Annotated in this window: 9 protein-coding genes; 4 read left to right on the top strand and 5 right to left on the bottom strand. The window is 65.5% G+C overall.

What is annotated here, in order from left to right:
• Positions 1–178: 178 nt before the first annotated feature.
• From KBT70_RS16010 to KBT70_RS16000, 3 genes are all read right to left on the bottom strand, one after another.
• Entirely contained in the window at positions 179–2,809 is a 2,631-nt protein-coding gene (locus KBT70_RS16010) for a chromosome segregation protein SMC (RefSeq protein ID WP_296636242.1), read from the bottom strand.
• Entirely contained in the window at positions 2,806–3,921 is a 1,116-nt protein-coding gene (locus tag KBT70_RS16005) for a DNA repair exonuclease (protein WP_296636238.1), read from the bottom strand. The genes KBT70_RS16010 and KBT70_RS16005 overlap by 4 nt, the downstream gene beginning before the upstream one ends.
• A 272-nt stretch (positions 3,922–4,193) precedes the next feature.
• On the bottom strand, positions 4,194–6,218 hold the full coding sequence (locus tag KBT70_RS16000; RefSeq protein ID WP_296636234.1) for a TonB-dependent receptor: 2,025 nt from the start codon (positions 6,216–6,218) through the stop codon (positions 4,194–4,196).
• 243 nt (positions 6,219–6,461) lie between these two features.
• Here KBT70_RS16000 and KBT70_RS15995 point away from each other — a divergent pair, with 243 nt between their 5' ends.
• From KBT70_RS15995 to KBT70_RS15980, 4 genes are read left to right on the top strand one after another with little or no spacing between them, the layout of a single operon-like run.
• Positions 6,462–7,526, top strand: coding sequence for a ChuX/HutX family heme-like substrate-binding protein (locus tag KBT70_RS15995; RefSeq protein WP_296636231.1), 1,065 nt, complete (start codon positions 6,462–6,464; stop codon positions 7,524–7,526).
• Complete coding sequence (locus KBT70_RS15990; protein WP_296636227.1) at positions 7,523–8,419, top strand: ABC transporter substrate-binding protein; 897 nt, start codon at positions 7,523–7,525, stop codon at positions 8,417–8,419. Before KBT70_RS15995 ends, KBT70_RS15990 begins: the two co-directional genes overlap by 4 nt.
• Positions 8,400–9,467 (top strand): iron ABC transporter permease, encoded by a 1,068-nt coding sequence (locus KBT70_RS15985; RefSeq protein ID WP_296636223.1) that lies wholly within the window; start codon positions 8,400–8,402, stop codon positions 9,465–9,467. Before KBT70_RS15990 ends, KBT70_RS15985 begins: the two co-directional genes overlap by 20 nt.
• Positions 9,467–10,255, top strand: coding sequence for a heme ABC transporter ATP-binding protein (locus KBT70_RS15980; RefSeq protein WP_296636219.1), 789 nt, complete (start codon positions 9,467–9,469; stop codon positions 10,253–10,255). Before KBT70_RS15985 ends, KBT70_RS15980 begins: the two co-directional genes overlap by 1 nt.
• 84 nt (positions 10,256–10,339) lie before the next feature.
• On the opposite strand, the gene KBT70_RS15975 is transcribed toward KBT70_RS15980, so the two are convergent.
• Together KBT70_RS15975 and KBT70_RS15970 are read right to left on the bottom strand one after the other, a co-directional pair.
• The gene (locus KBT70_RS15975) at positions 10,340–11,029 is read right to left on the bottom strand and encodes a flagellar hook capping FlgD N-terminal domain-containing protein (protein ID WP_296636216.1); all 690 of its coding nucleotides are present in this window, start codon (positions 11,027–11,029) and stop codon (positions 10,340–10,342) included.
• Positions 11,030–11,039: 10 nt separating this feature from the next.
• Positions 11,040–12,144: flagellar hook-length control protein FliK (locus KBT70_RS15970; protein ID WP_296636212.1), on the bottom strand; the 1,105-nt coding region annotated here is incomplete at its 5' end.

Genomic DNA, 12,144 nt, shown 5'->3' with positions numbered 1-12,144 from the left:
CGGCATTTGCCGGATCACCGGATGTCGTGCAACTGATCGGAGCCGGGCTAAACAGTGCTGGTCGCTTTGGCGAGGATACGTCCCCTTTGATTGACCAGATCCTGACCGTGTCCCCCATCCGGGTTCTGCGACAGGGCTCCGGCGGCTGATTGCGTCTGGAGGTATGCTGAGGCCGCGTTCAGTTCGCGTCTATCGTGACCTCAGCGCGCGTTCCGCCCAAGGCGGCGAAGGCGCGTTGTCTGCAGGTGAGGACAAGGATTTGCTGATCCCGAGCGGTGCGATGCAGAGCATCGAACATGGCTTCGATGCGGTCATCGTCGGAATGGACAAGGGCATCGTCAAGGATGACCGGCACGGGCCGCCCCGAGGCCGCGAAGAGCCGGGCAAAGGCCAGCCGTGTCAGGATTGCCACCTGTTCGCGGGTGCCGCCCGACAGGATGTCGAGCGATTCCGCCTGACCATTGCGGGTCAGGGTCGCTGGCAAGAGGCTTGTGTCGTCAATGGTGAGCTGCGCCCCCGGATAGAGGATCGACAGCAGCGGCTGCAACTCGCGCAGGACCGGGCCGAAATAGGCGTCACGGGCGAGGGTTCGCGCCTCGTCCAGCGCGCGGCGCAGGCGGGTCAGGGCGCGCACCTCGGCCTCGTAGCGGGCGGCGCGGGCCTCGGCTTCGGCGCGGGCCTCGGCAAGGCTGGCAAGCCGCTCTTCGATCCCTTCCTCGGCAAGTGCCGCAATCGTGGCGTTGAGACTGGCAAGGTCCTCGCGCGCCTTGGCAAGATCGCGCGCCGCTTGCTCGACTGCCCCTCGGGCGCGGGTCAAGCGGGCCTCGGTGGTGGTGAGGTCCGGTGCCGTGGCGCGCAGGCCGCCCAACGCCTCTTCGGCCCCGACACAGGCGCTGGCAAGCGTGGGCTGGCGGGCCCGGAGGTCGGCGATATGGGCGGCCAGGGCATCCGGGTCCCCGGCCTCGGACAGGGCGGCTTCAAATTGCCGCTCAGCGCTGCTGCGATTGGCCTCGGCGGCGGCGCGGGTTTCACCTGCGGCCACGGCCAGATCATGCGCCGCTTTTGCGGTGGCGCGGGCGGTCTGTTCGTCGGCCTCGGCGGCGGCAAGTGCCTCGGTTAGGGACGCGGCATCCTCGGCCTCTTGCGGGGCGTCTGCCACCTCGGCCCGTGCCTGTGCCAAGGCCGCGCGCAGAGGCTCGAGCCCCTCGGGGGCCACCTCGGCGCGCAGGGCGGCACCCTCCTTGGCCTCTGCGTCCAGTCGCTGCGCCTCGGCCCATTGGCTACGGGCGGTGGTGAGAGTATCAACCTGCGCCTCTGCCAGAAGGCGCGCGAGATCCTGATCTGCGCGCGTCATTTCGGCGGCGCTGTCTGCGCCGCGCGCGTGGCCGGGGCTGATGTGCAACCTGCCAAAGCCGGGCAAGGTGATCTCGGTCTCCGCAAGGATTGGCACAGGGCCTGCGGGCAGCGGTTGACCGTCGCGTAGGGCGGCGGGACCATCGGGATGCGCCTCGATCGTCACGGCCTGCGCCTCGGCGCGCGCCCGCGCCAGATCAAGCGCGCTCTGGGCCTTGTCAGCGGCGTCGAGCAGCTTGGCCGTGACGCGGATGCGGGCGCGGGCGGCCTGCATCTTGTCCAACATGGCCTGAAGCTCGGTGGCGCGGTCAAGACGGCGCTGAAGATCATCCGCCTTGATCCGGGCCGCATGTGCCGCTTGAGCGCGCGTGGCTTGTTGCAGGCGGTTGCGCAGATCGCGTGTCTTGACGGCGAGGGCCTCGGCGCTCTCGGTGGCGGCACGGTCGCGCTCGGTCAGGTCGGCGGCGCGGGCGCGGGCATTGGTGGCAGCCTCTTGGGCCTTGGTCAGAGCCGCGCGCGCCTCTCCGAGACGGGCGGCGCGTGTTTCTGCTGCCTGCACATCGCGCTGCAAATGCTCGGCATCGAGCCGGGCAAGGCGCAGGGCGGTTTCGGCCTTTGCGACCTCGGCCTGATGCGCCTGCGCTGCCTGATGCGCCGCCTCGGCCTGAGCGAGGGTCTGCGCGCGCGCGGCGTTGTCGGTGGGATCAGTCAGGCGCGCAAGGCTGCGCTGCACCTCGGCCCGGCGGATGAGATCGACTGAGAGGCGATCCGCACGGGGACGCAGTTCGGCCTCTTCGGCGGCAAGCGTCCCGGCCTCTTCGACCGCCCGCGCCCATTCACCCCCGGCCTTGGGGCGTCCAGTGCTGGTCGCCAGCCGCGTCAGCGCGTCGGTCACGCGGTCGATGACCGTATCCATGCGTCGCCCGCCGGTCATCATGTCGATCTCGCCCGCGACAGAGGACAAGAGATCCCGCCGCGCACTCAACCCGCGCTCGCGCTCGCGCTTGTCATCCGTGCTGCTGCCGTCAGGCTCCAACCCCATCAGCCCCTGTCGCACCCACAGGAGGCCATAGGGGCCAGCAAGGCCGCCGCCCATCAGCCGGTCAATCCAGGCCTCGGCCTCATCCGCCTGAGCGATCAGGCGGCCTGTGGCGTCCTGCACCTGCGCCTGTGGGCGGTTCAGCCACCGCTTTGCAATGCGAAAGCGTCCCTCTGCAAGATCCACTTCGGCGGCCACCTCGGGCGCGCCCCCGGCATGCGGTTGCAGCGCTTTGATGGCGGCGTTGCGGCTGTTGTGACGCTCGAAAAAGAGCGCATGCAGCGCGTCGAAGAATGTCGATTTGCCGAATTCGTTGGGCTGAGAGAGCACGGTGATGCCGTCGCCGATCTGGCCAAGGCGCGCGCGCTGGCCCGCGAAACGGCGGACGTTGGTGAGTTCGATGACCCGGAGCCTCACGCCCGCACCTCCTGACTCAGAGCATAGAGACGCGCGAGCGCCGCTGACGCCGTATCGCGGTCGGATTGCGAGAGCGTGGTATCCCCCGCCTCGGCGAGCAGCACCTCGGCGGCCTGACGCAACGCGCCCGCGCGGTCGATCTGGTCAAGGTCCTCTGGCAGCGCCTCGATGGCCAGAGCGGACAGGTCCGCCGCGAACCAGCCGAAATCCGGAGCGCGCGCCGCCAGACCCGCCTCGAGCGCCGCGCGGTCGGCCAAGGGAAGGCGCCCGGTCACGGTCAAGCGCAGCAGATGATCGCGCGCGCGGCTCTGTGGGAGGGCAGCGGCAAGGCGCGCGGTCACATCCTCGCCCGGCAAGAGGTCGAGAGTTGGACGGCGCCAGCGGAATTGCGCGGTTTCGACCGGCGTCACCTCTGCGCTGCCCGCAAGCGTCACCATCAGGGCCGCCCCCGGTGCGTCATGTTTGAACCCGTCCGGTTCCGGCGTGCCGGAATACCATGTGTTTGGCGTCACTTGCATCTGCCCATGCCAATCGCCAAGGGCGAGATAGTCGAGACCGGAGCGTACGGCACGGTCGGGCGGGATGATGCCTAGCGCGCCCTCTTCGCCCGAGAAATCGGTGATCGCCCCATGCCCCAGCCCGATGCGCCGCGCCCCTTGCGGCGTGGGGGCTGACATTGCTTCGGTCAGATCGCGCCCCGGTCGGCGCTGTGTGCAGGGCGCAGGCAAGAGCCAGTGGTGGTCGTCAAGGGCAACCGGCGCGTCAGAGGTGACAACACGCAGGTTGGTGGGAGCATCCTGAAGGGTGCGCCGCCAGAGTTCCGAGGCGGCAAGGCTGTCATGATTGCCGGGCAGCAAAACCCAAGTCAGATCGCGTTCCTCGCCCATTGCGCTGAGCGCCTGCCGCAGCGTGTCGGGCGCCGGGGTTTCGGCATCAAATGTGTCACCTGCAAGGAGCACCACCCCTGCCCCACCACCGCGCGCCGCGCCAGCCAGCCGGGCAATCGCCCCATGTCGCGCCTCGCGCAGGCGGTGGCGAATACCCTCGGGATAACCGCCAAAAGCGCGGCCAAGATGCAGGTCCGAGGTATGAAGAAAGCGAAAGGGGGTCATGCGGGTCCTTGGTGCGGCAAAGCGCTCTGTCGTAACCTTGCCGTGAATGAGCGCAAGATCAAGGACTGGTGCCCGTCAATCCTGGCAATCCCGGCATTTTGACGCATTTCCCATTGGAGTGAGGGGCGGACCATTCGGAGATGGTCCGCATTGAAGGCTACTTTGCTGCCACGCCTGCCCCTCCTGCAAAGTCAGAAGCACCCTCGGTATTCCGCAAAATCAGGGCGACGGCCATGGGGGACACCGCGTGCCTGCCGCCCCCCTAAGCTGCCTCAGAACGTCTTGGCGAGCGTGAGTTTGAAATTGCGCCCCACCGCAGGACGTGTCGCCAAATTGGGCATGTATTGTTCGTCGAGCAGGTTTTCGATGCCGACGCGGAATTCGGTCCCTTCCCAGACCCCCCGCTTGGGGGCGATGGTGGCGCGCAGGTTATGGACCGTATAGCCCGCATCCCGCACTCCGTTGACGGTGATGGACTCGGCGCTGACAACCTCCCAACTCAGATCATAGGTGTCGTCAAACACCTTGCCCACAGTCGCGCGCAGGCTGTTGGCAGCAAGGTTGCGCCAATCGCGGACGCCGCCCAAGGCATCCACCTCCTCGCCATCGGAAATGGTGGCGTTGAGATCGACGTAAAAGCCGTTTTCCATCGCATAAGACGCCTCGAACTCCAGCCCTTGGGTCTGGATTTCATCCAGCAGGGTCTGTGCGGGTGTGGTATCGACAAAGGAATTCACATCCCAAAGCTCGCTGTCGAAATACGTGACCTTGAGTGCGAGGGTATCGTTGTCGCGCAAGAGATCGCGACGATCATAGGAAAAGCCAAGCTCGTAGGTGCGGGATTTCTCGCTCCGACCGATGCGGATGGGGAATTCCAGATCGTCGATGATCGGCAAGACCTCGGTATAGGCCGCGCTGCCGAACAGGGCGAAACCGTTGTTGAACGCATAGCGCAGCGACAGACCACCCATCAGCGCATCCTCGGAAAAGCGCCCATCGTTGGGGGCGGTATCGCCCTCGACCTCGGATGTCTCGTAGCGGATCGCGGGTGTCACGGTCCAAGAGCGGCCGATGTCGATGTCGTCCACTGCAAAGATCGCCCAGCGATTGTCCTCACCCCCCGGCGCGGCAAAGGCGTTGACGCGCGCGCGGTTGATGTATTCGAGGCCCATGGTCAGATCGTGACTGAGCGCGCCGGTGTCAAAGAGCGCGGTGTTCTTGAGCGTGAGCGTGGTTGTCTCGTAATCGTGGTCCGCATCGAGCAAAGCAGAGCAAATGGTGATCGGGGCGGGCGGGCTACCGGGACAGGACACCGCATTCTGAAGGATCGATTCGTCCACATGCGAATATTGCAGCGTCAGATCGACCAGATCGTTGAGCGGGTTGAAGTTGTATTTGAGGATGCTCGTCTGGCTCTCGACCTCGCGGTCGACATTGCCGAAAAAGGTAAGGTTGCCAAAGCTGTCGAACGGCACGTCGAATTGCGAGCTTTGGGTGTCCTGATAGCTGGCTTCGATGGAATGGGCCTTGTCCTCGCCAAAGCGATACTTGGCCTTGATCAACATCGAGGGATCGTCGATCCGCGCCCTGAGCGGGTTGATGACAGTGCCATTGCCATCCTCGGGAAAGCCGAGCCTGCGGCTGACATAGTTGAAGAGCACGCCGAAATTTTCGGTCGGTTGCCAGGCGCCGATGGTCGAAGAGGTCACGCCATTGCCGTTGGTCTGGAATTCCAGCGTCTGACGCAGGCCAAAGCCGGTCTCGCCCTCGGTCACATCCTCGGGGTCGATGGTTTCGAGCCGTACCACCCCCCCCACTACGCCAGAGCCATATTCAAACGACCCGACCGTGCCCCGGATCACCTCGACCTCCTTGAAGAGGAACGGATCGGTGAAAAGCTGCGTGCCAATGCGGTAAAGTTCCTCGGACCCGCGCGTGGCGCCATCGACCTGAATCAACACCTTTTGATCCGTGCCGAAGGTGTCATTCGAGCCAAAGCCCCGGATCGAGATGCCAGACCCCTGCGCGGTATCGCCGTTGAGCAGAGCCACAGACGGCACCGTCACCAACAATTCGGCCACAGAGCCGGCCTGACGGTCGCGGATTTCCTCCTCGTCGATCACGGTTGTGGGGGTGGCGGTTTCGGTCTGCACCGCCCGCTTACTCTCCCCCAGCGTGAGAGTGCCAAGAAATCCCTCTTGACCGGGAATTTCCTGTGCCAGACCGGCAGAGCCATGGCCGAGCCCGATGCAAAGGCAGGTTGTCGTCAGTAATATGCAGCGCGTGCGCGATGTCATCACGTGTCCCTTTCGTTTCATTGACAATGGCTGTCACACCGTTGTGCTTGCGAAAGGCTGGCACGGTTTTTTCTTTTGGTTTCAGTGGCTGAACGATCTTTTCCGGATCGGTCTTGCGTTCCATATTCTTTTATGAGTAAAAGAGTCAAGATTGCGATCCGCATTTGAGGGATCGTATTTCAGAGCCACGTCCGCGCCTGAGGCGCGATGCAGCCAGCCCATCCATCCAGACATGAGGCCGGCATGACAGACCCCGCTCCCCTTACCCCCGACGCAATCCGTGCCTTTCAGGCCGAAAACCCCAAGATGCGCAGCCGCGATCAGGCGGACCGCCTTGGCCTCAGCGAGGCCCAGCTTGTCGCCGCCCATGTCGGGCGCGGCGTGACGGCAATCGCCGCCCATCCCGATCAGGTGATTGGGGCTGCTCAACGGCTGGGCGAGGTGATGGCCCTCACCCGCAACGAGAGCTGCGTGCATGAAAAAGTGGGGCGGTATGACAATTATCACACCGGGCAACACGCGGCGATGGTACTGACCGAAGAGATCGACCTCAGGATGTTTCCAAGCCATTGGCAGCATGCCTTCATGGTCGAGACCGAGACAGACGCCGGCCCCAAACGCAGCCTGCAAGTGTTCGATGCCGCAGGCGACGCGGTGCACAAGATTTTCCTGCGCGATACTTCGTCCTTGACCGCTTGGGAGGCGCTGCGCCTCTCGCTGGCCCTGCCGGAACAGTCCGAGACCCTGACGGTTGATCCACGCAAGCCCCCCGAGGCCGCGAAATCCAATCCCGAAAAAATCGACGTGCTGCGCGAGGAATGGCGGCGCATGACCGATACGCATCAATTCCTGCGCCTCACGTCCAAACTGCGGATGAACCGGCTGGGGGCCTACCGCATCGCGGGCGCGCCGTTTGTGCGCGCACTGGCGACCGAGGTGGTCAATACGCTGCTGACCCAACTGGCACAGACAGGCACTGAGGTGATGATTTTTGTCGGCAATCGGGGCTGTATCCAGATCCACTCGGGCCCGATTGTCACGCTCAAACCCATGGGGCCGTGGCAGAACGTGATGGACAAGCGGTTCAACCTGCATCTGCGGCTGGATCATGTGGCCGAAGTCTGGGCTGTGGATAAGCCCACCCAGCGCGGTGCCGCGATTTCAGTCGAAGCGTTCGACGCCCAAGGGTCGCTGATCTTTCAGATCTTTGGGTTGGGCAAGGAGGGGCGCGACAACCGCGCCGCCTTTGGCCAGATCGTCGAGGCCCTGCCGGGGCTGCAAGAGGCGGACGCGGAGGCGCTGACATGAGCGGGATTACCCTGACGCGCCGGGTGCTCTTGGCACAAGTCGCGCTCTTGGCTCTGGCCGGGGCGAGCCTTGCGCAAGAGGCAGACCGTGTGCTCTCCATCGGCGGATCGGTGACTGAGATCGTGCATGCCTTGGGGCAGGAACATCGGCTGGTGGCGCGCGATACCACCTCGACTTTTCCGCCCAAGGTGACGGAACTGCCCGACGTGGGCTATGCCCGCGCGCTCAGCCCGGAAGGCGTGCTCTCGGTCGCGCCCTCCCTCATCCTCGCCATCGAGGGGGCTGGCCCGCCCGACACGATTGAGGTTCTCGCGCAATCGGGCGTGACCTTTGTCAGCATCCCCGAGGCGCAAAGCGCAGACGGCATTTTGGCCAAGATCACCGCCGTCGGCGCGGCACTGGGCGTGCCCGACCGCGCCGAAGCCTTGGCGACAGAGACGCGCGCCGCACTCGACACCGCCGCAGCGCGCACATCTGAGGTGCCAGAGGCCGCGCGCAAGCGTGTCCTCTTCATCCTCAGCCTGCAAGGCGGGCGCATCCTTGCGTCCGGACGCGACACGCAGGCGGCCGCGATCATCGAAATGGCAGGGGGCATCAACGCGGTCACGGGGTTTGACGGCTACAAGCAGATGACAGACGAGGCCGTGGCAGAGGCCGCACCGGACGTGATCCTGATGATGGACCGGACGGGGGATCATGCCATTCTCGACGAACAGCTCTTTGGCCTGCCCGCGATCCGCACCACCCCGGCGGGGGCCCACGACTCTATTGTGCGGATGAACGGGCTTTACCTCTTGGGGTTTGGGCCGCGCACAGCCGGGGCGGCGCTGGATCTGAACAGGGCACTTTATGGCACCGCGAGGGCCGCGCACGATGACCGTGACCCAAGCTGATGCTCTGCCCCATGGCCATCGCCAGGATCGCCGGGCGCGAGCGCGCCGAGCGCATCTTTGGCTGGGCCTCTGTCTGGTCCTGACTTGCGCCATCAGCCTCGAAACGGGGGCTTCGGGCGTGTCTCTTTGGTCGGTGATTGGCGCCGGGGCAGCGGATACGCCCGTGCAGGGCATCATTCTCTGGGAGGTGCGCCTGCCCCGCGTGCTCTTGGGGGTGCTGGTGGGCGCGGCGCTGGCGGTTTCGGGCACGGTGATGCAGGGGCTCTTTCGCAATCCGCTGGCCGATCCGGGTATCGTGGGGGTCAGCGCCGGGGCCGGTCTTGGGGCGGTCACGGCGATTGTGTTGGGCGGCCTCTTGCCCATCGCGCTGCGCGACAGTCTGGGGCCCTTTCTGGTTCCGGTTGCGGCGTTTTTCGGCGGTTGGGCCTCGGTGCTTCTGCTCTACGGCGTCGCCACGCGCGGCGGGCGCACGTCGGTGGCAACCATGCTGCTGGCGGGGATCGCACTCGGGGCCTTGGCCGGCGCGGTATCGGGCCTCATGGTCTATGCGGCGGACGATCAGCAGTTGCGGGATCTGACATTCTGGGGGCTTGGCTCGCTCGCCGGGGCGACATGGGCCAAGGTGGCCACCGCCGCGCCAATCCTGTTTCTGGCGATGGCCGGGGCGATGGCGCTTGGGCGCGGTCTCAATGGCTTGGCCTTTGGCGAAGCAACGGCGCTGCATCTGGGAATCCCTGTGCAGCGGGTCAAGACGCTGGCCATTCTCGCTGTGGCAGCGGCCACTGGCGGCGCGGTCGCGGTCTCGGGCGGGATCGGGTTCATCGGCATCGTGGTGCCGCATCTGCTTCGGATGGCGACCGGGCCAGACCACGGCCCCCTCCTCCTCAATGCGGCCCTGTTGGGGGCTAGCCTGCTGCTTGGTGCGGATATCGTCAGCCGGGTGATCATCGCCCCGGCGGAACTGCCTATCGGGATTGTCACCGCCGTCCTTGGCGCGCCTGTCTTTCTCTGGATCTTGCTACGGCAGCGCCCGATGGGGGATTTCTGATGCTCTGCGCGCAAGCGATCACGCTCGCCATCGGGGGCAAGGCTATCCTGCGCGATGTGAGCCTTTGTGCCCGAGCGGGCGAGATCACGGCCATTGTGGGCCCGAACGGTTCTGGCAAGACATCGCTCTTGCGGGTTTTGACCGGCGAGACCGCCGCCGCAGGCCGGGTGCGGCTTGGCCCATTGGAGGTGCATCCGCGCACGGCCACTGCCCTTGCCGCGCGGCGCGGGGTGTTGCCGCAGGCCACGCGGATCGCCTTTCCCTTCACGGTGATCGAACTGGTGCGGATCGGGCATGGCGCAGGACAATATGCGGCCCGCGCCGATATTCCGGACCGCGCGCTGGCCCGCGTGGGGTTGGCGCATCTGACCAATCGCTTCTATCAGGACCTCTCGGGCGGCGAGCAGCAGCGGGTCCAATTGGCGCGGGTTCTCGCCCAGGTCTGGGAGCCTATGGGGAGCGCCGGGGCAAACTGGCTCTTTCTGGACGAACCGGTATCGAGCCTCGATATCGGCCAACAGCTGAGCGTCATGCAAACCGCCCGCGACTTTGCGCAGGCGGGGGGCGGTGTGGTCGCGGTGATGCATGATCTGAACCTGACCGCAATGTTCGCCGATCATGTCGTGGTTATGCAAAGCGGCCGGATTGCCGGGGCGGGCAGGCCGCAAGAGGTGCTGACCTCTGCCACACTCTCGGCGGTTTATGGCTGTGCTCTGAGGATCAGCACACCGCCCTCTGCGGATGTGCCCTATCTGCTGCCCCAATCGGCGCAAGCACTCGCTGACTGACGTCGCACAGGCGTTCCAACCCTGCCGCAGAAATGGCATCATCGGACCGCGCCATGGTCGGGGGATGATCCGTATCACGCGGTCCTACTGCGGTGCCGGGCGGAGGCCCAGAACCTGCGCCGGGGCGATCCGCTCGCCATTCTCGAGGATCAGAACGGTTTCGCCCGCCTCGAACTGTGCTTCTGCAATTTGACGATAAAAGCTGGCGGAATGACGCGCGAGGGTCTCTTCCTGCGCGAGGGAATGCACCGAGAGCGTATAGTCCCCCTGAGCGAGCGGCACCCCCGCCGAATCGAGCCCGGCCCAGAACACCTCGCCAGAGCGCGCCGGGATCGGTTGGCGGTTCACGACGATGCCGCGGGCGTCGGTTGCGACGATTTCGGCGGCATCCGCCTGATCTTCGACCGTGGCGATCAGGGAAATCGGTTGGCCGGAAAAAGCGACGGGGCCGCTTGCCAGCGCCTCCATCCCGATCCATCCGGACACTTGCGACAGCCCCTGCGCCCCAATCCGCGCACCGAGGTCCGTGAGCAAATCGTTGGTCCGGACCTGTTGCTCGACCGTCGAGAAGGTCGCCAGTTGCACGGCGAAATCCGAGGATTCTATCGGATTGAGCGGGTCCTGGTTGCGGAGCTGGGTCGTGAGCATCTTGAGAAAGGTCTCAAAATCAGAGCTGAAACCGGTCGCCGGGCGCGCAGCAGCGGTGTCCGGCGGAGGACTATTCGCCTCTGTGCGCTCCAGAGAAGAGACCGGTGAAATCGTCGTCACATCCATAGGATTTCCTCTAGATCAGAACATTGATGCGCCCGCCCGCCAGCGCAGGCGAGAGTAAGGTCGGACTGCCGGCTGAGGCCGGGATCAGGGCGAGCCCGTGCTCTTCGCGCGGTGCGGCACCTTGCGTTTTCGTTCTGGCCGCACTCTCGCGCTGATCCTGCCCGGCAAAGGAGAAGCGCGCCTCTTGATACCCAACATCCAGCATTCCCCGAGCAAGTGCATCCACGTGCCGCCGCATGAGATCGAGCGTTTCCGGGCGCTCTGCCACGAGAGTGACCGTCATGACACCCTCATGGCTCGTAAGGCGGAGGCGCACGCGGCCCAATTCCTCGGGGGCAAGCCTGAGGTCAATGGTGGATTTACCCGCATCCCGCGCCTGTATCGCCGCCGTAATCTGCTGGGCAAGCGCCTGTGGCAGGTCCGTGCGTGCGAGGGTCGCAAGTGCTTGACCCGGCCCATTCGGACCCGACAAGAGCGCAACGCGCCAGTCAGAACGTTCGGCCAGGCCTTGCGTTCCCGCGTCGTCCGCGAGCCCAATCTCGATGGGCTCTGCAGAGAGGTTTTCGGGTGCGCGCGCATCACGCGGCCCAAGGTCAGGGGCCGCCGCCCAAGGCACCGCCAGAGGGGGCGCTGGCGGATACCCGGTGCTCATCTGCGCAGGTCCCGATAGCCCCGGCCCCGATCCCGCCTGACGAAGAACCACGGTTTTGGCATCAGGTTGCAGCGCATCCTGAAAGGCAAGGTCGGGATACCCGGCAAAGCCCGCTTGATTTGGACCGGCCAAGACGGCTTGTGGGCGGATGCGCGGTGCCACGTCGGGGCCGAGCCCCGCCTCTCCGGCCGCGTGTGTGACGGGCTGGTGGGCCTGCGCCGCGGGTTGCCGCCTTGGCCCCAATCGCGCTTCTGCGCTTGCCTCATCTCTTTGACCGTGGCCCAACCCAGCCAGAGGGCCATGCGACACGTCTTGCGCAAGGGGCTGCGAGGGATCAGCGGCGGGAGGTGCGGTTAAATCCACAAGCCGGGGCATCACCGCGTGCTGATCCGGAGAATTGCCCAGCTCCGCGCGCTGAGCCTCGGGCGGGACGCCCGTCCCGATCCTTGAGGTATCCTGCGGG

This window comes from Roseovarius sp. (assembly GCF_018066915.1).
GTDB lineage: Bacteria > Pseudomonadota > Alphaproteobacteria > Rhodobacterales > Rhodobacteraceae > Roseovarius.
Note: the sequence above shows the minus strand (reverse complement) of the source record. Positions and strands in the feature narration are given on the sequence as shown.

Excerpts from the sequence above, each read along its gene's own strand:
- KBT70_RS16005 (WP_296636238.1), bottom strand. The coding sequence starts at position 3,921 with ATGACCCCCTTTCGCTTTCTTCATACCTCGGACCTGCATCTTGGCCGC.
- KBT70_RS16000 (WP_296636234.1), bottom strand. The coding sequence starts at position 6,218 with ATGACATCGCGCACGCGCTGCATATTACTGACGACAACCTGCCTTTGC.
- KBT70_RS15995 (WP_296636231.1), top strand. The coding sequence starts at position 6,462 with ATGACAGACCCCGCTCCCCTTACCCCCGACGCAATCCGTGCCTTTCAG.
- KBT70_RS15990 (WP_296636227.1), top strand. The coding sequence starts at position 7,523 with ATGAGCGGGATTACCCTGACGCGCCGGGTGCTCTTGGCACAAGTCGCG.
- KBT70_RS15985 (WP_296636223.1), top strand. The coding sequence starts at position 8,400 with ATGACCGTGACCCAAGCTGATGCTCTGCCCCATGGCCATCGCCAGGAT.
- KBT70_RS15980 (WP_296636219.1), top strand. The coding sequence starts at position 9,467 with ATGCTCTGCGCGCAAGCGATCACGCTCGCCATCGGGGGCAAGGCTATC.
- KBT70_RS15975 (WP_296636216.1), bottom strand. The coding sequence starts at position 11,029 with ATGGATGTGACGACGATTTCACCGGTCTCTTCTCTGGAGCGCACAGAG.